Here is a 24733-nt window from a genome sequence, read left to right on the forward strand (position 1 = left end):
TTACGGCGCCCTCGCAGTAGTGGCCCTGCTGCCCGTCGCGGGTTCAGGGCGTTGCAGCCAATTTGAACTCGGGGACCTGGGAGGCGGCGATTACCTGTTTCGATCATTTATTCGCCGCTTTCTCTTGAGCTTGATGGCGTGTTCTGGTATAAATCGCGCCTCATTTTATCCGGGCCCCGGATTAAAAGTGCGGATCGGGGGCTAGAAGCGGCCGAACCAATACATGTCGGGGGGTCGATCGGTTTATGTTGAACCTCGGTGGCACCGAAGAATCGGAGGCGATTAATAATGTCCAGAGTTTGCCAAGTTACGGGAAAGCGTCCTGTAACCGGGAATAATGTTTCCCACTCACATGTCAAAACCAAGCGTCGGTTCCTGCCGAACCTGCACACTCACCGTTTTTGGGTTGAGGGTGAAAAGCGTTTTGTCAAACTGCGTGTCTCATCAAAGGGCATGCGCATCATCGACAAGAAGGGTATCGAGGCCGTACTGGCTGACGTTCGTGCCCGTGGCGACAAGATTTAAGGAGCCGAACCATGCGTGACAAGATCAAGTTGGTATCCAGCGCTGGCACTGGCTACTTCTACACCACAGACAAGAACAAGCGTAATACACCCGACAAACTGGAATTCAAAAAGTTTGATCCGGTGGTTCGCAAGCACGTCATGTTCAAAGAAGCCAAGATCAAGTAAGACTAGACTGGCGAGATTGAACGAAAAAAGCCCGGCACTGGCCGGGCTTTTTTGTGGCTACAAGACAGTGTCAGCTAATTTCTTTCGACGAGCGAACGACCTGGCTGACAATACCGTACTCAATGGCTTCAGACGTGGTCAGCCAGCGATCGCGTTCGATGTCGGAGCGCACGCGTTCAATGGGTTGGCCGGTAGCGTTGGCGATGATTTGCGCCAGACGCTCGCGCATGCGGATGATCTGTTCGGCCTGAATCGCGATGTCGCTGGCCTGGCCACCCACGCCGCCTGACGGCTGATGAATCAGAAAGCGGGTGTTGGGCAGGCAGTAGCGGTCTTCTTTATCGGCTGCCAGAAAGATGTGGGTGCCAGCGCTGGCGACATAGCCGGTGCCGATCACTTTGACCCGGGCATCGACGTACTGAATCATGTCGTGAATGGTGTCGCCGGCTTCAACATGGCCACCCTGGCTGTTGATGAACAAGTGGATGTCCTCGTCTGACTCATCGGCCATGGCCAGAAGCTGACCAATAATGCGCTTGGCCATGGACTGGTTGATCTCTTCGCAAATAACCAGCTTGCGGGATTTGATCAATCGGTCAGCGACCGGGTCGAAACTGCGTTCTTCATCTTTTTTCATGGTGTTCTCCTAAAAGGTGTGTCCGTATTGCACGGCCTGTCCGGGTCATCAAAAAGCATCGGGTAGCGCTGAATTCGAATTCTAACCCCGGTCGATACTCAGTTTTATTCACATTTGGCCACTCAGCGGAGCTGCCCGGGCAACGTCGGCATTCTGGCCGGTTGTCAAACCCTAATGCCTTGATTTTAATAGCGTTTAAGGCGTTGATTCATTTTTCACCCTGAGCCGAAAGTGGCCACTGGCCGGGGCTTGGCGGCGTCTGCCCAAGGCTTGTCCAGAGACTTATCCACAGATTATGTGGACAGTTCAGCCGCTTCAATCTGCTCCGACAGGGTTAACCATTGCTGTTCCAGGTCATCGACCTTCTGGCGGCCATCGGCCTGTGCCTGAAGGGTTTTCTGCAAGGTGGCTTTCTGTTCTTCCTGATACAAGGTGGTGTCGGCGAGCCGGGCTTCAAGCTCTGCCAGGTTGGCCTGAGCGGTTTCGAGATCGCCTTCGACCTTCTTCAGCTGTCGCAGCAGCGGTTTCAGGCGTTCTCGCTCGGCCGCTTTTTGCTGACGCAGGACCTTTTTATCGGCCGCTGATGATTCCTTGTCGCTGGCCGTTGAATGCCCCTGAAGTTTATCGGGTTGTTTCAGCAGGGTCTGGAAGTAGTCCTCAAGATCACCACTGTACTCCGTAACCCGGCCACCGTTGACCCACCAGAACGTATCGGCCGTGTTGTTCAGCAAATAGCGGTCGTGCGATACCAGCACCACGGCACCATCGTATTGCTGGAGTGCAAAGTTCAGCGAATCTCGCACTTCCAGATCGAGGTGGTTGGTCGGTTCGTCGAGCAACAGTACGTTCGGTTTTTGCCAGGCGATCAGTGCCAGGGCAACCCGGGCTTTTTCACCGCCGGAAAACTGGCCGACCGGTTCATCGGCGCGCTCGCCGGCGAAACCAAAGCGGCCGATAAAATTGCGGAAGGTCTGCTCGCGCACCGTCGGATCGAGCCGGCGCAAATGCTCCATGGGGCTGGCCTGGCTGTCGAGGGACTCCAACTGATGCTGGGCAAAATAACCAATGCGCAAATGCTGGCCGCGCACCATCTCGCCGCTCTGTGGCTGCAAGGTGCCCGCAAGCGCCTTGACCAGCGTAGACTTGCCGGCGCCGTTCAACCCAAGCAGACCGACCCGCATGCCCGGGTGCAGGGTCAGTTCAACCTGGCTGATGACGGTGCGGTCGCTATAACCGAGGCTGACTTCACTGAGGCTGAGCAGCGGGTCGGAGACTTTGTCGTAGCAGGGAATGGACAGGTCGTACCCATTGTCGACATGTGCCGGCGCCGTGAGTGTCATTTTTTCCAGCATTTTTACCCGGCTCTGCGCCTGCTTGGCCTTGGTAGCCTTGGCTTTGAACCGGTCGACAAAGGATTGAATTTCTGCAACCCGTGCCTGCTGTTTCTCATACTGCGCCTGTTGTAACCGCAGACGTTCACTGCGCTGGTGTTCGAACTGACTGTAGTTGCCGCGATAGAGTGTCAGTTGCTGTTGTTCAAGGCTGAGCACCTGGGTAGCCACACCGTCCATGAAGTCGCGGTCGTGGGAAATCAGCAGCAGCGTTCCCGGGTAGCGTTGTAGCCAGCGTTCGAGCCAGTAACAGGTGTGCAGGTCGAGGTGGTTGGTGGGCTCGTCGAGCAGTAATAGATCGGCCGGTGACATTAGTGCCCGGGCAAGGTTCAGCCGAACTCGCCAGCCGCCCGAGAAATCGGAGACAGGCCTGGAGAAGTCGGTGACGACAAAGCCCAGCCCCATCAGCAATTGTTCGGCTTGCGATTGTTTTTCGAAGGCCTTATAGGTATCGAGCGCGCCGAGAGCATGGGCAACTCGGTCGTCATCGCCGGCGAGCTGGGCAGCTGCCAGTTCTGCTTCCAGTTCACGCAGGTGGCCATCACCGTCCAATACAAAATCGAGTGCCTGACGGTCGACGGCATCGACTTCCTGAGCCATGTGGGCGACGCGCCAGTTGGCGGGTACCCGGGCGGTGCCGCCATCGAGGCTCTGGTCGCCCTGAAGCACCTGGAACAAGGTGGACTTACCGCTGCCATTGGCACCGATCACGGCAATGCGTTCGCCGGGGTACAGGGTGGCGGAGGCGTTTTCCAGCAACGGCTTGCCACCGCGCTGCAGTTGGACATTGGATAAGGTAATCATGGCGCGCAGTTTACCAATGCGCTGTGATACTGTCTCTGATTACCGCTGCCGTTCCAGATATTCAGCATCATGAATCAAACACCCGACAACACCAAGTCCGACAACGATCGATCGGCCGACCTCTGGTCCTTCGCATTACGCTGTTATGCCATTGAACAGGACCATTTGCTGTCGCTGCAACAGAATGCCCGCTTGCACATCAACGATGCTCTGGTGGCTGCTTACGCCGTTACCAACCAGTTGGCGTTAGACGCAAGCTGCTGGCAAGCCGTACAGGAAGGTCGTCCGCGACAGGTATTGCATCGGGTGCGTCGATATCGACTGGCTATGGAGCGGTCTGACCCGAAACGGGCCCGATTGCTGGAATGGGAGCTGACACTGGAGCGATGGGATCTGTCGCTGCTGGCAAGGTGCCTGGGTGGTGAGCAGTCAGATCTAACTGATTATCGACGTATCGTCACTCGGTTGAGTGAGCGCTGTGATTTGTCCGTCGATGCTGTGGAAGCGTTGTTGGGCAGATTACAGTTTAGTGGGCAGAGGGTTTAACCAGGCCTGGCATGCTGGATGACCGGACACAGAGTGGACAGCAAAAGTGCCCTCTCTGTGTCCGACTTTGCATCAGGCGTCTTTTTTCGGATCGAACAGGCTACGACCTTCATCAGACGGCACAGTGTTCACCAGCGGCTGCTTGGGTGCTGCCGGTTTTTCCGGTGCGTTGTTGGCCGGGCTGCTTACGGCCGGTGCACTGGGCGCGGACGGCGCGGCTGAGGGTGCCGCTTGCGGTGCTGCCGGTGCGTTGGGTGCAGGCGCTTTAGCCGGGGCTGGTTTTTTTGCAGCTGCTTTTTTCGCCGGGGCTTTCTTGGCGGCCGCTGGCTTCTTGGTAGCGGCCTTCTTGGCTGTGGCTTTTTTCGGTGCCGCTTTCTTTGCGGTCACTTTCGGGGAAGCGGCCTTTTTGGCGGCGGCTTTCTTGGGTGCTGCTTTCTTCGCCGGAGCTTTCTTGGCTACGGTTTTCTTGGCAGCGGCTTTCTTCGGTGCGGCCTTTTTAGGAGCGGCTTTGCGAGTGGTTGCCTTTTTGGCGGCGGCTTTCTTCACCGCTGTCTTTTTGGGAGCTGCACCGGCCGCTGCTTTCTTGGCAGTCGTTTTCTTAGCCGCCGCTTTCTTGGGTTTGGCTTTGGCTTTTTTGGCCTTGGCTTTGGCGGCTTTGGCAGCCTTGACGGCGGCTTTCTTGGCAGCGATGGCCGCTTTCTTTTCTTCTGCCTTGCGGACTTTATCCAGCGCTTTGTTCAAAGCATCAGCCGCTTTTTTCTCATTGGCGGCTGCAACGTAGGCATCCTTGGCGGCGTCGAATTCCTGTTTCAGGTCGTCAGCGGCTGATTTGGCAGCCTGGTAGGTTGCCTTGGTCTTGGCCAACTGGCTTTTCGCTGCCTGGGTAGCGCTGCTTTTGGCGCGCAGAGCCGCTGCCTGCTGTTTGGCCTGGGCGGTGGCAACTTTCTTGCGCGCGGCATCGAATTTTTTCTTGAGCTGGTCACGGGTTTTGGCGCTGTCTGCGACCGTTTTGTCGCGCATCTTTTCGAGTTCAATCTGGAGTTTGCCGATCTCTGTCTTCAGGACATCAACCGGTGAGGTCATTGCGGCAGACGAGGCCGTGCGTTTTGCAGCGGTTTTGCGCGTCGCCGGAGTTTTACGCGCGGGTGTTTTGCGTGCGGCAGTTTTTTTGGCGGTGCGTGTCTTTGGTGTCGCTTTTTTCTTGGCGGCGGCCATGAGTCTATCCCCTCAGTTGTTCTCAGTGTTCCCGATTTCTGGCAGAAACGAGGTCGGTATTAATAACCGACAATTCGCTTCAATGTTGACTGGAAACGAACACCTGAAACAGGCGCGCATCCGTCATTATTTTCTGCACTGTACTATTGTCAGCCACGATTGAAAATTCAAGCGTTGAAGTCATTAAATATCGGGTTTTCGCGAAAAAAACACGATAAAAAGGAAGATAACGAAGGATTCGGGGTTTAACCGGCTGCTTGCAGGCAACGATTGGGTGACAAACCGGATTAGCTGTCGATCCAGTCGATCAAGGCCTGCCAGTCGAGCAAGTCATTATTCTGGGCGTTATCCAGGTCGAAAAGGCCCAGGCCGTACTCGGATGCGCGCACATAAAATTGGGTGTCGCGGAAGGTGGTGATGAAGGGTATTTTGAGGCTGCGCAGAAACAGTTCCAGCTTCGAATACACCAGGGTGTTCTTGCGCGCCCGGTTGGCGACCACGGCAACCCGCTTGGGCGAGGTTCGGAAGACCGGACACAGCAACAGGTCTTTGATGAACAGAGTCGTCGCCCGAATGTCGATGGGTGAAGGTGTGACCGGAATAATTATGATGTCGCATTCACGCACCAGTTCATTGAGCAGTGAGCCGGTCAGGCCTGAGGGGGTATCGATGATGACCTTGGAGGTATCCGGCGGGATGTTGCGCAAGTGAAATGAGCGTGTGACCTGGGCGTTGGCGTTGCGGTAGGCCGCGACACCGTGAATGCGGGCTCGGTCGGGCTGGCGCGACTGCAGCCATTGCGTAGCGGAGCCTTGTGGGTCGTAATCGATCAGCACGGCGGTTTCATTGCGGTTGGCAAAAAGGCTCGACAGATTGGTCGCAATAGTGGTTTTGCCACTGCCGCCTTTGGCATTGGCGATTAACAGGCGAGTTGGCTGAGGGGCTGAAATAACCCGCGCTGTATTTTTGTTTTCATCCGAGGGATAAAACGACATCCTGTTACGCTACCCTACTGCTGATTAAACCATGCTCTGGTGTTTGAGTGGCCGCGGCCATATCAATGAGGTTCAAGTCATTGATTTCGGGAGAAAAGCTAACAACTCACCCGGTGTTGTTCGGGGTTTGAATTCAGTAGCAGGCCACCGCCATGCAACCGGCTGGGTTCAGAATGCGTAGAGGTAGCCGTCTGATCCCAGTGCCCATAGTCGTTCATTACGCCATCTCATATCAAGTACCGTGGCACTTTGGTAGGTGCTACTCCAGAAGCTGCCGATTTGCCACAGGCCCGTTCGCTCACCGGTTTCAACATTAAACTGCAGTATGCGCCGCTGGGTGGTGCCGATCAGTAACCGACCGGCCGACTCAAAGCGGGCGCTGTATACGCGAACGTCGCCGGTGGCCAGTTCAGTGATCTGTTCACCGGTTACCAGGTTCCAGAGCTGGGCGGTTTCATCGGCCGGGGCCAGCAATGCCAGGCGGGCATCGCCGGTCAGTTTGACCAGTTTGACCTGATTCGGCAGGGTGAAGGTTTGCAAGCGGCGGTTATCGGTCACGCTCCACAACCGGGCGGTCAGGTCTTCCGAGCCGGTCAGCGCGATGCGGGCATCATCCGATAACGAGACGCTGATGACCGGCCCTTCGTGATCGAAGTTGCGCAACACCCCACCATTGATGGCATCAAACAACACCGCCTGATTGTTACTCAGCCCCAGCAGTGCGAGGCTGCCGTCGGCCGACAGGTCGACCGCCTGGATGCGGGCCGGAGCGGTCCAATACCACACCGGTTCACCCGTGCGAGTATTCCACAGCGCCAGGTTGTTGTAGTCGGCGGTCAGGGCACGCTGGCCATCGGCGGAGACATCGGTGTACAGCACTTCGGTGTAACCGTTGGGATCGTGGTTCCAGTTGAACTGACGAGCGGGCGGGTGCAACGACCAGAAACTGCCACCGTGATGAATGGAACCGACGACTGCACCATTGGCATTGGGTGTCAGGGTGCCGTGGTAGGCACCCCGGGTCGCCAGTTCAAATTGATCCTCAGGGTTTTGCGGAAAGCAGCCGCCGAGCGCCAGAGCCAACAGTGCCGTTATTGTCAGCCTTCGTAGTGAGGCGGATGACAACGTCCGTAAGGGTCGATGCCAGCCTTGGGTTCGCAGGGCAGACGCAGCCATGGCGGTCGCCCGGCTCAGTGGCGGTTGGGTCGTGGGGCAATCACTCAGGCGACCTGCTCTTTGTGAATGTTGTGCAGCCGCTCGATCATCTGATCTTCCATTTCAAAGCGCTCGGTCATGGCTTCACCCAGCTTGGACAGGTCGGCCGGCAGGTCGCTGACATGCTGATTGGTGTGATCGCGGGTGTCGTATTTGTCGTTGAAATCGACAATGACCTGGGTCGTCGCCTCTACTCGGGGGTAAAGCGTGCGGGCCAGTTCGATGCCGCCGTCGTCGAATTCCCTGGCTTCGCGTACCAGTTGCTCGTAGATCTCGAAGTGACCGGCCGAGACGTAGTCCATCAGCGATTCACAGAATGACTGCAACAGGGTGCTTTGCTGATCGGCTGCGGTATCCGAGGAAATATCGAAATAGCGAACCAGGGTTTCCTGGCGCTGGCCGAGCCAGCGGTCGATCATTTGGTGGGTTCCCCCCCACCGCTCCCGGGCTGTTTTGCAATTCTCGAGCATGGGTAACTCCATTCAACCTTAAGATGTTTAGCGGCAACAGCTCATCAATTGGCTCTGATAAACGAATGTCGGGTGCCGGGGCCCCCGACATCTGGCCACCTATGTCAGACCACAAACTATAGGCCAGCGGTGGATTCGGGACAACAACAGCCTGAGTAAAGCTCCCAGACACACCCACCCGTGGTGGGCTGGGCATTTCCGTTAACACGGCGGACTCCTGAGTGTCTGGCTGACAGGGCTCAGTGTTTTATACTGGCCTTAATGTTCCGGCTGTGCGGTCGATAGTGACAGTATTAGATTGATAAAACACAGGTTACCTCCGGCTAGATAGCATTATGTCGACTGGGGTAGCTATACTGAGTTGCTACTGTTCCTGGCTGACCGGTTATCTGAATTCAGAAGGGGTGCTGTTTGTTGCCATTGAGCTACATTGTTAAACCGTTCCACCTGCTGTCGTTGGCGGTCACGCTGTCGTTTTGTTTGTCTTTGCCGGCCAGCGCGGAAGACGCCATCGCCACGGGGCCTACCTACGTTGAGCTGGAGCCGAGCTTTACCATTAATTACGGCGAAGGGTCGCGGTTGCGTTATTTGCAGGCCAGTATCAGTTTACTGGTACCCGATGGTACGGCCGCGTTGGAAGTGAGTACTCACTCCGATGCAATCCGGCATGAAATCATTATGCTGATCAGCGCCCAGGACCGGGAAACACTGACCTCAACCACGGGCCGTTCGGAGCTGCAAATCGAGTTGCTCGAGCAGATTCAGGGTTACATGGAGCAGGAAACCGGCGCCCCTCAGGTTGACCAGGTTTTGTTTACGGCGTTTGTGATTCAGGGCTAGCGGGAGTCGCGTTGGAAAAAGCGGGAATACCGTGATGCCGTGCAGGCACAGGCAGGCGCGTCTGAGGCCGGTCAGGCGCGTTTGTTGGAAGACAGAAAGCTGGCATCGGCACTGGGCTTTACGCCTTTATGGCGCTGAAACCCATCATCCCAACCGGCTTCCCAGGCTGCGATCAGAACATCGTTTTCATAGGGGGGTGAATCTGCCCCCTGGCCCGTCAGGCCCGTCATGTAGCCTTGTTGATAGGCTTTGTTCAGTGTTTCCAGCGTCCAGTGCATGGTTTCCAAAGACCCTGTCTCCCTGTGATCGATCCGAACATCATACGATGATCCGTTATCTTAACCGGAAGTTGGTTCACACTTTCAGCAATAAAGATTAAAAACGTGAACCAAGTCACACTACATGGGTCGATTGGTTAACATTAAGAGCTTGAACTACTGCCGTAAATACGACGCCAGGAACTCGTCGAAACTGCCCTGATCCGCTGCTTCTATCTGGCTTTGTTCGTCCAGGCTGTGTCGCGCTGCGCTGGCAAGGGCTTGCTGATCGTCTGCCGCCAGGGCCTCGGGGGCGAGGTGCTGGCGATGTTGCTCTGCCAGTGCCAGTGCGGTCTGGCGGAATGACCCCTGTTGTTTGATCTGCTCCAGAAACCGGGCCGAAGGCGTCAGTGATACATCGTCTATCTTAGCCAGTTGCTTCGCCACGGCTTGCTGATAACGATCACCGCCCAGCAAGGCATCCATTTCTGCCGCAAGCTCAGACAGAGAGCGCAATACCTTGTGCCCCTGCTCCTGCAGCGGTACTGATTCGCCCTGAATGTCCAGCTTCAACTCGGGGTCGCGACCAAAAGCCGCGACATTGAGGTTGTTCTCGCGCAGCTTGAAGCACTCTTCCTTGGGAACCAGGCCGTTGTCCTGGACCAGGCACCAAAACAGAAAGAGGTCGACAAACACCATGCGGTCGGTATCGACACCCAGGGGGGTGAAAGGGTCAATATCGAGGCACCGCACTTCAATGTATTCCACGCCGCGCTCGTTCAGCGCGCGAATGGGTTTTTCACCGCTGCGCGCCACTCGCTTGGGGCGCAGGTCGCTGTAATATTCGTTTTCGATTTGCAGCACATTGGCGCTGATTTGCCGGTAATCGTCCCCGACCCTGGTACCCAGCGCCTGATACGCCGGATAGGGCGTGTGAATGGCGTCGGTGAGGGTTTCGGAATAGGTTTGCAGGCTGTTGAAGCACACGTACAAGCTGCTTTGGGCGTTATTGGAGTAGCCCATGTCGCTCATGCGCAGCGTCGTGGCGTACGGCGAGTACAGGGTGTCGTCGCCCAGTGGCAGCAATTCGGTATGCCCCTTGTGACCAAAGCTGCGGTCGATGGCCGGTGAGGCCCCGAACAGATAGAGCAGCAACCAGGAGTGGCGCCGAAAGCCGCGAATCAGGCCAAAATATTCTTCGTTGATAAAGCGTTGCAGGTCGCCTTCCCAGCCAGACCGTTGCGCCCAGTCCTGCCAGAATTCGGTGGGCATCGACCAGTTGTAGTGCACCCCGGCGATGGTCTGCATGACCCGGCCATAACGGTGCCACAGGCCATGGCGATAGACGGTTTTCAAGCGGCCAACGTGGCTGCTGCCATACTGGGCAATCGGGATTTCGGTTTCAGCCGGCAACGCTGAGGGCATGCTTGAAGGCCAGAGCTGCTCGTTCGGTAATTGGGTGTAGGTGAACCGGTGCAGACGGGCCAGTTCATCCAGAGCGGCTTCGGGCCGGTTATGAACTGAGGTAATAAACTCGAGCAGCGATTCAGAGTAATCGGTGGTGATCGACGGATGCGTCAGTGCAGACCCCAGGCCTTTCGGGTGCGGCGTCTGCGCCAGGTGCCCTTCACCGTCGACGCGCAGGGTTTCCCGTTCGATCCCGCGATTAAAGCGCAACCAGTCGGGGTTCAGATCGGCCAGATGGCCCAGGCGAGTCAGCGTTGGCAAAGAAACATCCTCAAAAAACAGTCACGGTGGCGCAAGCACCCAAGGCACCCTGAGTTGGGGCAGACGGATAAAGTTCAAGCAACACTTTAGCAGGCCAGGCTGCGAGATCGATTACAATCGACCGCCTTTTTTCTTCATCGCCTCCTGCAGCAGCGATGCCATGGCGGTTTGCCCGGCCGGTGCTGCTGAACCCGGGTTTTTATCCCGGCGCGGCGCCGAGTTGCGGCGGTTGTTGCTGCCGGTGTTCTGGTCGCGGTCTGCCGGTTGGGCTTCATCGTCCAGCCGCATGGACATGGCGATCCGGTTGCGGGCCACATCGACATCCATGACTTTGACTTTAACGATGTCACCCGCTTTAACCAGCTTCGACGGGTCGTCGATAAACTGATGGCTCATCGCCGAGATGTGGACCAGACCATCCTGATGCACACCGACGTCAACAAAGGCACCGAAGTGGGTCACGTTGGTCACTACACCTTCCAGCACCATGTTCTGGCGCAGGTCCTTGATGGTTTCGACGCCGTCCTGGAATTCGGCAGTTTTGAACTCAGGGCGCGGGTCGCGACCGGGTTTTTCCAGTTCCTGCAGAATGTCGGTGATGGTCGGCAAGCCAAAGGTCTCGTCGACGTACTGCTCGGCCTTGAGTGCCCGGATGAAGCGGCTGTCGCCAATCAGGGCGGTTACATCGCGGCCGGTATCGGCGACGATGCGCTCCACCACCGAGTAGGATTCCGGGTGCACCGCTGAGCCATCGAGCGGGTTGTCGCCGTTCATGACTTTCAAAAACCCCGCCGCCTGTTCGAACGCTTTCGGGCCCAATCGACTGACGTCTTTCAACTGCTTGCGATTCTTAAACGCGCCTGCGGCATCACGATGCGCGACGATGTTATTGGCAATGGTGCTGTTCAAACCCGAGACCCGGCTCAGCAAGGGGGCTGATGCGGTATTCAGGTCGACACCGACGCCGTTCACACAGTCTTCCACGACGGCATCCAGCTGACGCGCGAGCGCCAGTTGGGAAACGTCGTGCTGGTACTGGCCAACACCGATCGACTTGGGTTCAATTTTCACCAGTTCTGCCAGCGGGTCCTGCAGGCGCCGGGCAATGGAGATCGCGCCGCGAATGGTCACGTCCAGATCCGGGAATTCGCGTGCGGCAAATTCAGAGGCCGAGTAAATGGATGCGCCGGATTCATTCACCAACAACGCCTGGGCGTTGATGTCCGGGTGCGATTTCAGCACGGCTTTCACAAAGCGCTCGGTCTCTCGGCTGGCGGTGCCGTTACCGATGGCGATCAGTTCAACGTTGTGTTTTTTGCACAGCGACACCAGCATGTGCTCGGCTTCGCGGATTTTGTTCTGCGGCGGTGTCGGGAACATGGCGCCGTGATCGAGCACCTTACCGGTGGCATCAACCACCGCGACTTTCACACCGGTACGCAGGCCCGGGTCCAGACCAATGGTCGCTTTGGGCCCAGCCGGTGCAGCGAGCAGCAGGTCTTTCAGATTCTTGGCGAACACATCAATCGCCGCTTTCTCGGCAGATTCACGTACCCGGTTAAACAGGTCGGTTTCAATATGGGTTAGCAACTTCACCCGCCAGGTCCAGCGAACCACTTCGCCCAGCCAGGCATCGGCCGCGCGGCCGCTGTCTTTGATGTTGAAATGCTCGGCGACAATGATTTCACCCTGGCTGGTACTGCGCGGCTCTTCGCCCGCCAACACCAGTGAGAGCTGCAAAAAGCCTTCGTTGCGACCCCGAAACATGGCCAGCGCCCGGTGGCTGGGCACTTTCTTGATGGCTTCGTTGTGCTCGAAGTAATCCTGAAACTTGGCGGCTTCGTTCTGCTTGCCGTCGATGACCCGCGCCTGCATCTCGCCATGCTGCCAGAGGTATTCACGCAATTTGCCGATCAACCCCGCGTCTTCGGCGAAGCGCTCCATCAGAATATAGCGCGCGCCATCGAGCACGGCCTTGGTGTCGGCAAAGCCCGCATCGGCATTCAAGTAAGATTCTGCTTCGCTCACCGGGTCCAGCGTCGGATCACTGAACAGGGCATCAGCCAGAGGCTCCAGTCCGGCTTCAATAGCAATCTGACCTTTCGTACGGCGCTTCTGTTTGTAGGGCAGGTACAGATCTTCAAGCTCAGTCTTGGTCGCGGCGGCTTTAATATCGCGACTCAGGCTATCGGTCAGCTTGCCCTGCTCTTCGATGCTGGTAAGGATGGCTGCGCGCCGGTCTTCCAGCTCGCGCAGGTAGCGCAACCGGTCTTCAAGATTTCGCAGTTGGGTGTCGTCCAGCCCACCGGTCACTTCTTTACGGTAACGACTGATAAAAGGCACAGTAGCGCCTTCATCCAAAAGGGCCACAGCCGCCTTAACCTGGGCGTCGGCGACTTGAAGTTCCTGGGCAATACGATGTTCGATGCTGATCATAAGACGATGACTCGGTGAAGCGTAACGGGAGACACGCATCATTAGCCAAAGCCGCGTCCATTTCAAGGGCCGTTACAACTCGCTAACATCTTGATTTATAAATAAAACAAAGGTGGGATGGCTTGCTCTAGTGGTTAACAGTTGCTCTGGCTGTAGTGCCACAAATTCGTACCGGCAGCCGGGTAGGCCTGGCCGGGGCCGGCGTAGACCCATCCATGGGGCCTAGACCGTAGCATCCATGCTACGGACTTCCCCGGCCAGGCCTACCCGGCCACCGGTACTTGGCATATTGCCTGTCCCTTACTTAAAGCAGCACTGGAATGAATTGGGTTAGCTGACTTATTCAGTGGCCAGTTTGCCCCCCTCGAAAAACAAATAGTCTTAAATCCAGACCTATAACTCCGGAGTAAGCCTTCAGAATGTTTTAATGGTCATTTACAGGGATTTAATAATGGCAAATAACCGAGTGCTGGCCACCGGGTGGGCCTCTCCGGGGAAGTCTGAGGCATGGATGCCGAAGCCTAGGCCCCATGGACGGGTTTACGCCGACCCCGGAGAGGCCCACCCGGTGGCCAGCACGGACTCGAGCCACAAAAGACAACCAAGCCACCAAACCACAGGTTGCCTGGGAGCATACCGAACCGCATAATCGCCCCCTGCCATTCTTGCCTAGAGGTCCGCCGTGCGCGACCCCCACCGCGACGACATTGACGCCAGCCTGGATCTGCTGCTCGACCAGACGCCGTTTATGGATGTGCGTGCCCCGATTGAATTTGAACACGGTGCCATTCCCGGCGCGGTTAACGTGCCGATTCTGGATGATGATCAGCGGGCTGCCATTGGTACCCGTTATAAAGAGGCGGGGCAGGACGCGGCCATTGAACTGGGTCTGGAATTGGCGACGCCCGACATTCGTGCCGAGCGTCTTGATGCCTGGGCGAGCTTTGCCCGGCAGCATCCGAATGGCTATCTCTATTGTTTTCGGGGTGGTCTGCGTTCCAATACCACCCAGGCCTGGCTGCGCGAAGCGGGCATTCACTTCCCGCTTGTGCGCGGTGGGTACAAGGCGCTGCGCCGCGTTCTTATTGATGCGTTTGAGGAGCGCCTGGCAACTCGCAACTTGCAAGTACTGGCGGGGCCAACGGGCAGTGGCAAAACCGAAGTGATTCATGCCTGGCGGGTCAGTCTGGATCTGGAAGGCCGGGCTGGGCACCGGGGCAGTGCCTTTGGTGCGACCTTTGCGCCGCAGCCGGCGCAGATTGACTGGGAAAACCAGATTTCGCTGGATTGGGCGCGTTTGGATGTCCATGGTGATGCGCCTGTGCTGGTCGAAGACGAAGCGCACCTGATCGGCCGTATCCATTTGATACCCGAATTGCATCATAAAATGCAGAAAGCTCCGGTGATCGCTCTGGAAGCGCCGATGCAGGAACGAGTTGACCGCTTGCTCGATGACTATGTGAACCACGCGCTGCAGCACTTCAGCCAGCAAGAGCCGGACAACCCCTGGCCACTGCTCGGCGACTACGTGAGCCAGAATTTGCACCGCATTCGTAAACGCCTGGGCGGGGTGCGCCATGAGCAACTGCAACAAGCCGTGCCAGATGCGGTGGATGCCATGGCCCGGCAACGGGACCCCGGTGGCTTTAACCGCATTATCGAAACCCTGCTGACGGACTATTACGACCCCATGTATCAGTATCAACTCAGTGGCCGTGCGGACCAGGTCGTGTTCCGGGGCAACGCCGAAGCCGTGCTCGACTGGCTGGAACACCAGCGCCATGTTTGAACGCGATCTGGTACTGGTCGGTGGCGGCCACACTCATGCTCTGATGATTCGCACTCTGGCGATGAAGCCGATACCGGGGGTTCGGGTGACACTGGTGTCGGAATCGACGCTGACGCCCTACTCCGGGATGTTGCCAGGCCTGGTCGCCGGGCACTACCGGGCTGACGAGGTGCACATCGACCTGAATCGGTTGTGCCGCTGGGCCGGTATCCGTTTTATTCAGGGTCGGGTGACGGGTGTGAATGCGCAGGCCAAAACCCTGTCGGTACAGGATCAGCCGTCACTAACCTACGACAAGGTCTCCTTCGACACCGGCTCAACGCCCGACCTGAGTTTGCCCGGCGCGCGCAGCTTTGCGGTCGGGGTGAAGCCCGTCAGCCGGTTCTACGCCAAATGGCAGCAATTGCTCGACCGTCATGACCGGGAGCGCGGCACCGAAACCCAGCACTGGGGCGTCGTCGGCGCCGGTGCCGGAGGGGTTGAACTGGTGCTGGCCATGGCACACCGGCTGGGTGCGGATCGACGCGTTCAGCTGCATCTGGTTTACCCCGGAGATCACATACTAAGCGGCTACCCGCGCCGTTCAATCCGCGCGGCTGAGTGTGCATTGCAACGGCACGGCGTCGTCTGCCACTCTAACTTTAACGTCAGCGCGGTGAAGAAAAACGGGCTGGTGGCGGCCAATGGCAATGCCTTGTCGCTCGACCAGACCGTCTGGTGCACCCGGGCGGCCGGTCCGGAGTTTCTCAGCCAGAGCGGTCTGGACGTGACATCTGCCGGCTTTATCGCCGTCAATCGCTACCTGCAAAGCACTTCACATCCGGACGTCTTCGCCGCTGGCGATGTTGCCGACATGGTGTTCGACCCCCGGCCCAAGGCCGGAGTGTATGCCGTACGCCAGGCGCCGATTCTGTATGAAAACCTGAAACTCGCGTTCGCCAGCCAGCCCATGCAACCGGCGCGGCTGCAACGACAGTTTCTGTCACTGTTGTCGCTGGGCGACCGCCAGGCGGTTGGTCACCGGGGCTTGTTCGTCGCCAGCGGTGCCTGGGTCTGGCGCTGGAAAGACCGGATAGACCGCGCCTTTATGGAAAAGTTCCAGGCGCTGGGTGCGCCGAAGATGATGGCGCCAATGCCCACCGGAACAGAGGCTGACATGCACTGCGCCGGTTGCGGCAGCAAACTGGGCCCGGCGATATTGCACGATACCCTGAGCACCCTGCCGCGCATGAATAAACCCGGGCTGACCCCGGCCCTGGAGGCCGCCGAAGACGGCAGCGTCTGGCAACCAACACCGGGCCTGAGCCAGGTGCAAAGCCTCGATGGTTTTCGCAGCTTCAGTGATGACTTGTATCGCTTCGGCCAGGTCTGCGTGAACCACGCCCTGAGCGACCTGTATGCCATGGGCGCGCAGCCGGTCTCGGCTCAGGTCTGGATCAACCTGGCTCACGCCCACCCCCGTTTGCACAAGGCCGACTTCCAGCGACTGATGCGTGGTATTCACCAGGCGCTGAGTGATCAGAGCGTAGCGCTGGCCGGTGGTCACAGCACCGAAGGCGCGGAAACCCATGTGGCCGTGGTTGCTAACGGAGAAGTCGACCCGGCCCGCCTCTGGCGTAAAACCGGGGCCCGTCCCGGTGATGTTTTGGTTCTGACCAAAGCGCTCGGTACCGGCGTGATCTGGGCGTCAGATGCCGCCGCGCAGGCCCCGGCCGGAGCCGTTACCGCGGCCTGGGAGAGCATGCTGGTCAGCCAGAAACCCGCCTGGGAAGCACTGCAAAGACTGGAGCCGCACGCCGTTACTGACGTCACCGGTTTCGGCCTGCTGGGCCATTTGCTGGAGATGGTTACGGGCGACGACATTGAAGCCCACCTTAATTTGAACGCGATTCCCGCCTTGCCCGGTGCTCGCGACCTGTTAGAGCAGGGGTTTCGCTCCAGTTTGCACCCTCAGTTACTGCCCTACACGCTGGAATGCAGCGGGCTTGAGTCTGTAAGTGAGGTTGATATCGCTTTGCTGATTGATCCGCAGACGTCGGGCGGACTGCTGGTTGCTCTCGACCCGGATCAGGCGGAAATCTTTCTCGGCCAACTACCGGATGCCCGAGCTATTGGTCAGATCGCGAGGCGTACTTCCGACCGTAAAGTTGTCGTGGGCTAACCTCTTGAGTTAGAAATTCGCGATAATTCAGCCACTTGTTATCCAAGGAGCACCGGGTGCGCCTACTGACGGCCGTTAGACCGCATGGATGCGGTCTCCGAGCCCCCAGGGAGGGGTTCACGGCGTGCCTTCAGTAGGCGTGCCCGGTGCTCCGATTGGCACCTAAGTAAGTGTCGATGCCTAAACGCATTAATCTGCGAATTTCTAACTCAGGAGCCCCCGGGCTCTCTACCGCACCCGAGTCTGTATCTGAATCCGGTCGCTCTGGCCGCTTTGGTCAACCAGCACGATCTGATAGCGGTGTAGCGGTGCCAGGGCCAGATCCAGTTCGGGCTCTTCAGTGGTGAGTTGTTCGCCGTTCAGATACCAGTGAAACGGGGCTTGGCCGCCCTCAGCCCAAAGTGACAGATCGATGTCCTGGCCCGGCTCGACCATCAGGCGGGTGCCATCGGATGCGCCTTTCAGCGCCAGGGGTTGCTGGGCCACCGGGACCAGTTGTGGCGGGCAGCGCGGGTCGAAACCGGGCAGTCGTTCGCGGCTGCGCCAGTTTGGCTGTAGCCAGCCTTGCACGGGCGCCGGCCAAAGTGCGACTTGCGTCTGGGTGGCTGGCAGATTGCAGCCCAGCGGCACCTGCAAGCCGGATTCGGGGTTGAGGTTCAGGGGGGTAACGGGCCGGTTGAAGCTCAGGCTGGCATTGCGGCTGTGCATCCAGGTGCCGGGAAACGTGCCATCCAGCACCCAGGCTTCCTGGGGCTGGTCACACAAAGCGCTGGTTTCTGGTCGACCACTGGGCCAGCAGATGGTTTCGCGAGTTACGCTGGCGGGTTGGGCGGGCATCGCCGGGCTATCGCCGACCATGGCTGCGACCCGGGTCAATAACGGCACGGCGGTCTGGCGACCAAAGTGACTGGGCAGCGCCGAGCCATCCGGCTGCCCGACCCAGACGCCCAGGGTGTGATGTTGGCTGACAGCCAGCGCCCAGCTGTCCCTATTGCCGTAGCTGGTGCCGGTTTTGACGGCGAGCCCGGGCAAGGCATTGTCGGCATCGAGCAGGGTACGACGGATGATCCAGGCCGCCCCGGCTGACATCAGAGGGCTCTGAATGCGGGGGTCATCCGATGACAGGCGCGGTTTGATCGTCTGGCCTTCGCGGCCCAGCGCAGAATACAACCGCACCAGACTTTCCAGTGAGGTGCCGACGCCGCCCAGAGCAACCGCAAGACTGGGGCGTGCGTTGGCCGGCAACTGGAGTTCACCACCGGCTTGCTGCAAGGCCAGATAAAACCGCGCCGGGCCAATCTGCTCCAGCACCTGAACCGCCGGCAGATTCAGGCTTTGTTGCAAAGCGCTGGCCAGTGACACCGGGCCACTGAAACCGCCGGTAAAGTTCACCGGCCGGTAATCGCCAAAGCGCAGCGGCACATCGAGCAACAAACTGGCGCTGTGCACCAGGCCCAGGTCCAGTGCCTGCCCGTAAATAAAGGGTTTCAGTGTCGAGCCGGGTGAGCGGATCGCCGACACCATATCGACGTGGGCGGCCCGGGCCGGGTCGGTAAAATCAGCCGAGCCGACGTAGGTTCGAACCAGGCCGGTGCGGTTGTCCATAATCATCACCGCAGCCGAGACGTGGCGATCAATCGCCTGCACATAGGCCGGCACCAGCGCTTCGACCTGGCGTTGCCAGTCGAGGTTCAGGGCGGTTCGATGGGTCAGTTTTGGTGTGGTGCTTGTTGCGGCAGCATCGACCAGACGCCGCGCCAGCAAAGGCGCAGTCTGGTAACGCTGAATCGGCACGGCAATCACGCGCTCTTCCCGGGCATCGGCCACAACCTCCGTCGGCCAGATGCCCTGGTCCGCCAGGCGTTGCATCAGTTTGTTTCGGGCCGCCTCCGCACGTTCCGGGTGTCGGTCGGGCCGGTATCGGCTGGGCGCTTGTGGCAGCACCGCGAGCAACGCAGCCTGGGCCCGGGTTAGATCCTGTGCCGAATACCCCAGATACGACAGGGATGCCGCCTGAACGCCCTCAAGCGTGCCACCGAATGGCGCATGGTTCAGGTAATAGGTGAGGATCTCTGCCTTGCTGTAATGCCAGTCGAGCTGCAGCGCGCGCACCATTTCTTTGAGCTTGCCGGTGAGCGTTCGCGGTTCCGGGTAACGCAACCGGGCGACTTGCATGGTCAGCGTTGAGCCGCCGGAAACCACCTCGCCATACCAGAGCGCCTGACCCGCAGCGCGGATCAACGCGAACGGGTTGACGCCGGGGTGACGGTAGAAGAAGCGGTCTTCATAGCCGATCAGGGCTTCCAGATAGTGGGGCGACACCTCCGCCAGTGTGACCGGGTAACGCCAGACGCCTTCCGCATCGGCAAAAGCCCGCAGCAACTGGTCGTGGTTGGTGGTCACAACCTGGCTGCCTGGCCGGGGTGTCAGGTCCACCGGGGCCAGGCGGTCAATCACCACCAGGATGAGCAGGGTCAGCCCGACAAGCACGCCGGGTATCGCCAGTGCGATAACCCAACGGCGCTGCCGGAACCGGGCCAACCCGAGCATCAGCGGGGCAGAACAACCAGACGGCCGGGCGAGCGACCCAGGCTCTGGATATCCGGCCGGTACATGTCTTCGACGTAGGCCCCTGGAATGGCGTACTCGCCCGGTGTCACCGCCCGTGCCAGGTAATACAGCACCTGGCCCTGCCATTCGTTCACATCGAGCGCCGCGACATAGCGGTCATCACGAACCTCTTCATAGGCGATGCGGTTGCGGAAATACTCGCCGACCGAATCCCCTTCGATGCGAATATCATCGAGATTGACGCTGGCATTGGCCAGATTCTGATTTTCAATCTCCAGCCCCGCCGGCAGCAGATCGACCAGCAAGGCTTCCGGCACCCGGGCCTCGCTGGTCACCGATAGCCGCACGATCACCAGATCCCCGGTGGTCAGTGGCTCGGTGATGTCGAGCGGCTCACCCTGAATATCATAGGTGTCGCGCTCTACTCTCACGGTTTGAGCATAGGGTTCGGGCGCTTCGAGCGGTGCACCGTTGTAGACCAGATTGGCGAAGATTGCCTCGTCGCCGGCTTCAATGCCGCGCAGGCTGGCCAGTTGGTCGGCGTCGATCAGGGTGTTGAAGGCCCCTTTCCGGTCGAGCCGCTGATCCAGGGCATCGAGCTGCAGGGTGGCTTGCCAGGGTTCCGGGCTGGCAGAGAACTGCAACGCCAGCTTGGCCAGGGCAATGCGCTCCTGGGTGCTGAACCACTGCTTTTCTCGAAGAAGGTCGGGTACCTGTTGCCAAAGATCACCGGCGTCGAAGCCGTGTTCAAGCGCCAACGCGAGCGACAGGGCAGCGTCGCGCAGCGGGCTGCCGTAGTCGCTGTAATAGCGATGGCGGCCGCGCTCAACGGTTATGCCTTTTTCAGCCGCAATTTCAGCCCGCTGGGTATCTCCTTCCGTTTGCAGGGCGGCGGCCAGCTGCATCCAGCCCAGGCCGGACTGATCGTAATCGCGCTCCAGTGCCTGGTCATAGAGCCGGCGCACGTCACTCAGCGAGCCCTGCCCGGCCTTCGCCAGTACCTCGGCAGCATAGGCGCGGACAGCGAACTGCTGATACGCCGGGTCATCGCTCCAGCCGGTCACCCCCAGCGAACCACGCAACAGACCCTGCAGTGTGGTCAGTGTGCGTTCCAGCCGGTTGTCATCCACCGGCACGCCCAAACGACGGGCATCGACCAACAGGTCTGCTGCATAAACGGTGCCCCAGTGAGATTCCACAGACCCCGAGTCCCAGTAACCAAAGAGGCCGGATTCCTTCTGCTTGGCCAGGGTGCGGGCCAGACCGGTTTCAATCTGAGTGCGACGGAAGGCCTCGGTATAGGGTTCATCGAACCGGCTCTCCAGTGCCTGCACCAGCCCCAGATCCTGTGCCAGTTGAGGGTCAATCAGCAGCCAGGGGTAGGTCGAGCTGATTGTTTGCTCCAGGCAGCCGTAGGGGTAATGCAACAGCGAGCGCAAGTGTTCGGCGAAATCGATGGCGGGCCGGTTCGACAGCGTCAACTGGGCTTGAACGGTCGAAGCGATCAGGTCGTCGGTGCGCGGAGCTGGCTGCCACAGGGTGTTAGGCTCGATGCGAGTGCGCTCGTAGCGGGTCTGCCAGGGGTGGGCACTGCGTACACCGAGTGACCAGCGGCGGTTGATGTCGAGGTCATCACCATTGCTCAGGCGTACGGCAATGTCGCCGTTGCCGCTGTCGTACCCGGCTTCCAGCGGAATGCGCAGCGTGGTTTTCTCGCCGTCTTTTAACGTCAGGCTGTCACCGGGCTCGGTGGCGCTGATCGCGCCGCCGATGGCAACATCCAGCGCCAGGGTCTGGTCGGCACCGGAAAGATTGTGCACATCCAGGGCCAGCGTGCTCTTGTCGCCAAAGGCCATAAAACGTGGCAATGCGGCTTCAACCACCAGCCGGTCAGCGACCTCGGTTTCGGCCTCGGTGCTGCCAAAACTGCGTTCGCCCCAGGCGACCACCATCCACTTCACCCGACCATTGAAGTCCGGCAAGTCGAAACTGACTTCGGCTTCGCCGTCGACGAATTCAACGGGTTCCGACAAGTAAGACAGAATACGCACATCGCTTTTCGGTTCTTCACCGCCGCGCGACAGCGCATCGTCACTCTCGGCAAAACCGCCACCAAAGCGCTGGCGCACCATGTCGAGCCCTAAATTGTTGATGATGCGGTGGTACACATCCTGATACTGGGCTTCGAACCGGCGCGGTGAGAAGAAAAACTGCTCCGGCTGGGGGCGTTTGTACCGGGTAATGTTCAGCACGCCCATATCGACCAGGGCGACGGTGGCGTAGAGGCGCTGGTCGGAAAAAGCGTCGGCATCATCAATGCTCAATCGGGCGGTGATTGGCCGGTTCGGTTCAACCCGGTCCGGTGCGTTAACCGCTACCTCAAACTCACCATCCAGCCGTTGCATCGGCAGGTGCACCAGCCCCAGAGTGCGTTTCGGGGCGACATCGGTCACCTGATCAGCCGGGGTCAGAATCATGACCGAGACATAGAGATCGTGCCGGTTCCAGTGAGTCTCAGTCGGCAGTGTGATTTCAGATTCACCGGCCTCGACGTCCTGATGCGTTGAATACAGCACGCCGGCCTGGCTCTCGACGTTAATCAGCGCACGACCAGAAGCCGGGGCGACTAAACGCAGTGTGGCGGTTTCGCCTGGTTGATAGGCATCCTGATCCAGCGTCAGCGGAATCTGGTCGGGCCGCACGACGGAGGAGTCGGCATCGCTGTAGCCACTGTATTGGGTGCGGAAATAATGCACCGACCGGGCGCCATCGGCATGGGTCACGTGCAATTCATAGTCGCCCCACTGCACCGGCAACTGCACCTCGGCCCCTTCGTCGGTGACGGTAATGGTGCGCGACTCGGTGACGTAACGGTTGGCATCGTAACGCCAGCTCCAGCCGCTATCGTCGTCGAACCACCAGTAATATTCGCGATGATCCCGAAACAGTTGAACCTTCACTTCGCCATCGATGGCCTCGCCGTCTTTTGACAGGGCGAAGACTTTGAAGCCGACATCGGCATTTGCGGCGGGCCGGTCCCGGAACAGCGGTTCAATACCTACCAACGTCTCCAACGGCGGCATCAGAATCAGTTGTTGATTGCGGGTGACGGGTCGGCCACCGCTTTCATACAGGCTACCGGCGATATTGAACGCCAGGGGTACGTCTACGTTGCCCCAGGCATCGGGCAGGGTAAGCAACCCGGCGCCGGTTTCGTCCAGCGTAATGGCCGTCAGGCTCAGGGTATCGTTGTCGAGTCTCTGGCGGGCATCGCCGACGGTGAGGTCGGGCCAGGCTTCGAACACTTGAGTGGTTGGCCGCACTGTGGCCAGGGCGTCTACCTCGTTGCCCGCCGCCGGAGCACCGTAAAGATAGTCACCCTGAACGGGGATGCCTGCGGGTAATTCAGTCAGGCGCGGCATACGTTCGGTGTTACCGGGGAAAAACGACAGGGTCATTCGTTCCGGCAAAAAGGTCTCGACCTGAAAGCTGTATATTTCGCGCTGCACGGCACGGTCGGGCTCGACGATCCACTGCCAGGTGCCGGTGGCGGCATCGTCCGGGAGCGTTACGCTGTGTTGATACAGACCAGAGGGGCCAGCGCGCCAGACCGTCTCTTCGATCTTGCGGCCACGGGCGTCGTAGAGATGCGCCTCCAGTGACGGGTTGGCGATGGGCTGACCGTCGTAGTCGCGGCGCAGCATGTTGATATTCACCGTTTCACCTGGCCGGTAAAGATCCCGCGGGCCGTAGAGAAAGCTTTGCTGTTCGCGATGGCGCTCGGTGACGTTGCTGTAGGCTGATAAATCCAGCGCCGCCCGATCGAGGCGGACATAGCTGGTTTGATTGCCCTGGCGGGCGACAATCAGCCGGGGCCGGTCATTGGTTTCCAGACGGTGCTGGCCCAGGTCATCGGTGCGGGCCACCTGAGTGTAGCCGGAGCGGTTCTGCTCGTGCCAGTAATAGGTAAGCTCAACGTCTTCAAGCGGCTCACCGCTGCCTATGGCGTTCAGTTGCACCTGAATTTCACGGCCATAGACACGGGCATGCAGGCCGATGTCCGACAGCGTAAAAAAGCGGGTATCAAACTGGTAATCGTAGTCGCCGGGCTGGCGCAACACTGCGACAAAGAAGCCGCTGTCATGTTCGTTGAGCACCGGGTCGAGGTTCAGGTTAACGCTGGTGCGGGTGTTGCTGCGCGGGTCTACCGGGTAGCGAGCGGTGTGCTCCAGGTCGGCGTAATCGCCGAGTTCATTGAGCGTCGAGTAATAAGTGCGACCAGAGTAAAACGTATAGGCCAGAAAGGCTTCGAGCCGGTCGTCGCGAACGCGGAACACATCCAGCTCGACTTCGCTCTGGTTCACCACCGTAACCGGCAAACCGTTCTGAATATCCCCAACCAGAAACTCACCCTGGCTGGCAAAGCTGGCAGAGGCGACCATGGGCCGGGTGGTGATCTGCCACTGATTTGATTGGCCATTGACCGCCGCGCTGGCGACTACCGACTGGGTGGTCAGGCGTTCGTCGCTGACCGAACGCGGTTTGCCGGTGATGCGGATCTGGTAGGTGGTGCTGGGCTCGACAAAGGGCAGCGTCCAGCTGACGCCGCCGTCATTGCTGATCCAGTAACTGCCATCGGCTGGGGCCGGCTGTACAGTGACGAATGTTTCCAGATCCGTCTGCGGATCCAGTGCATCGGTGAACCTCAGCGTGAGCGCCGGCGCACCCTCGTATTGGGATTCAAACACCGTCGAGACATAGAATTCAGCCAGTGCTGGCTGGGAAAACGCCAGCGCCAGCAACCACAACAACGCCGCGCCTGGCCAGCGCGACACAACAGATCCTTTCATCTCAACAATCCTTGAGTGTGAGTTGGACTGCGGAGTATACCCAAAGTGTTGAAGAAAAAATGCCATATGACGAAGCCATGCCCACGGGTAACCGGGCACTAAGACATCGATCACAAACGCAGTTGATCAGCGACTG

17 protein-coding genes are annotated in these 24733 nt (G+C 59.0%); 6 read left to right on the forward strand and 11 right to left on the reverse strand.

What is annotated here, in order from left to right; translation table 11 throughout:
- Positions 1-288 precede the first annotated feature (288 nt).
- Positions 289-525 carry a 50S ribosomal protein L28 gene (gene rpmB, locus ABJT94_RS19715; protein ID WP_028670254.1) on the forward strand — a complete coding sequence of 79 codons (237 nt, stop codon included), beginning with the start codon at positions 289-291 and terminating at the stop codon, positions 523-525.
- Positions 526-536: 11 nt separating this feature from the next.
- The gene (rpmG, locus tag ABJT94_RS19720) at positions 537-692 is read left to right on the forward strand and encodes a 50S ribosomal protein L33 (protein WP_127558971.1); all 156 of its coding nucleotides are present in this window, start codon (positions 537-539) and stop codon (positions 690-692) included.
- Positions 693-762: 70 nt separating this feature from the next.
- Here the strand turns inward: rpmG and ABJT94_RS19725 are convergent, their stop codons facing one another.
- Positions 763-1329, reverse strand: a complete 567-nt coding sequence (locus ABJT94_RS19725) for an ATP-dependent Clp protease proteolytic subunit (RefSeq protein ID WP_348475014.1) — start codon at positions 1327-1329, stop codon at positions 763-765.
- Positions 1330-1622: 293 nt separating this feature from the next.
- Complete coding sequence (locus ABJT94_RS19730; RefSeq protein ID WP_348475015.1) at positions 1623-3524, reverse strand: ATP-binding cassette domain-containing protein; 1902 nt, start codon at positions 3522-3524, stop codon at positions 1623-1625.
- A 69-nt stretch (positions 3525-3593) separates the two neighbouring features.
- Between ABJT94_RS19730 and ABJT94_RS19735 the strand changes: the two genes are divergently transcribed.
- Complete coding sequence (locus ABJT94_RS19735; protein ID WP_348475016.1) at positions 3594-4070, forward strand: DUF2390 domain-containing protein; 477 nt, start codon at positions 3594-3596, stop codon at positions 4068-4070.
- Between the two features lie 72 nt (positions 4071-4142).
- Here ABJT94_RS19735 and ABJT94_RS19740 read toward each other — a convergent pair whose 3' ends face one another.
- The 4 genes from ABJT94_RS19740 to rsd form a co-directional block, all read right to left on the reverse strand.
- Positions 4143-5285 carry a hypothetical protein gene (locus ABJT94_RS19740; RefSeq protein WP_348475017.1) on the reverse strand — a complete coding sequence of 381 codons (1143 nt, stop codon included), beginning with the start codon at positions 5283-5285 and terminating at the stop codon, positions 4143-4145.
- A 287-nt stretch (positions 5286-5572) separates the two neighbouring features.
- Positions 5573-6280 carry a ParA family protein gene (locus ABJT94_RS19745; protein ID WP_127558963.1) on the reverse strand — a complete coding sequence of 236 codons (708 nt, stop codon included), beginning with the start codon at positions 6278-6280 and terminating at the stop codon, positions 5573-5575.
- A gap of 168 nt (positions 6281-6448) precedes the next feature.
- Entirely contained in the window at positions 6449-7456 is a 1008-nt protein-coding gene (locus ABJT94_RS19750) for a hypothetical protein (protein ID WP_348475018.1), read from the reverse strand.
- 44 nt (positions 7457-7500) lie between these two features.
- Positions 7501-7977 (reverse strand): sigma D regulator, encoded by a 477-nt coding sequence (gene rsd / locus ABJT94_RS19755; RefSeq protein ID WP_348475019.1) that lies wholly within the window; start codon positions 7975-7977, stop codon positions 7501-7503.
- 399 nt (positions 7978-8376) lie between these two features.
- On the opposite strand from rsd, the gene ABJT94_RS19760 reads away from it, so the two are divergent.
- Complete coding sequence (locus ABJT94_RS19760) at positions 8377-8805, forward strand: flagellar basal body-associated FliL family protein (RefSeq protein ID WP_348475020.1); 429 nt, start codon at positions 8377-8379, stop codon at positions 8803-8805.
- A gap of 71 nt (positions 8806-8876) precedes the next feature.
- Here ABJT94_RS19760 and ABJT94_RS19765 read toward each other — a convergent pair whose 3' ends face one another.
- The 3 genes from ABJT94_RS19765 to ABJT94_RS19775 all read right to left on the reverse strand — a co-directional run bounded on the left by ABJT94_RS19765 (position 8877) and on the right by ABJT94_RS19775 (position 13226).
- Positions 8877-9083 (reverse strand): ribosome modulation factor, encoded by a 207-nt coding sequence (locus ABJT94_RS19765; protein ID WP_348475027.1) that lies wholly within the window; start codon positions 9081-9083, stop codon positions 8877-8879.
- 156 nt (positions 9084-9239) lie between these two features.
- Complete coding sequence (gene gshA, locus ABJT94_RS19770) at positions 9240-10790, reverse strand: glutamate--cysteine ligase (RefSeq protein ID WP_348475021.1); 1551 nt, start codon at positions 10788-10790, stop codon at positions 9240-9242.
- A 111-nt stretch (positions 10791-10901) separates the two neighbouring features.
- On the reverse strand, positions 10902-13226 hold the full coding sequence (locus tag ABJT94_RS19775; protein WP_348475022.1) for a Tex family protein: 2325 nt from the start codon (positions 13224-13226) through the stop codon (positions 10902-10904).
- A gap of 682 nt (positions 13227-13908) precedes the next feature.
- Here ABJT94_RS19775 and mnmH point away from each other — a divergent pair.
- Positions 13909-15015 (forward strand): tRNA 2-selenouridine(34) synthase MnmH, encoded by a 1107-nt coding sequence (mnmH, locus tag ABJT94_RS19780; RefSeq protein WP_348474946.1) that lies wholly within the window; start codon positions 13909-13911, stop codon positions 15013-15015.
- Complete coding sequence (gene selD / locus ABJT94_RS19785; protein WP_348474945.1) at positions 15008-17176, forward strand: selenide, water dikinase SelD; 2169 nt, start codon at positions 15008-15010, stop codon at positions 17174-17176. Before mnmH ends, selD begins: the two co-directional genes overlap by 8 nt.
- Positions 17177-17404: 228 nt before the next feature.
- Here the strand turns inward: selD and pbpC are convergent, their stop codons facing one another.
- The gene (gene pbpC, locus ABJT94_RS19790) at positions 17405-19726 is read right to left on the reverse strand and encodes a penicillin-binding protein 1C (protein ID WP_348474944.1); all 2322 of its coding nucleotides are present in this window, start codon (positions 19724-19726) and stop codon (positions 17405-17407) included.
- Positions 19726-24597 carry an alpha-2-macroglobulin gene (locus ABJT94_RS19795; RefSeq protein WP_348474943.1) on the reverse strand — a complete coding sequence of 1624 codons (4872 nt, stop codon included), beginning with the start codon at positions 24595-24597 and terminating at the stop codon, positions 19726-19728. The genes pbpC and ABJT94_RS19795 overlap by 1 nt, the downstream gene beginning before the upstream one ends.
- Positions 24598-24733: the final 136 nt, after the last annotated feature.

This window comes from Saccharospirillum sp. (assembly GCF_039982735.1).
Lineage (GTDB): Bacteria > Pseudomonadota > Gammaproteobacteria > Pseudomonadales > Natronospirillaceae > Saccharospirillum.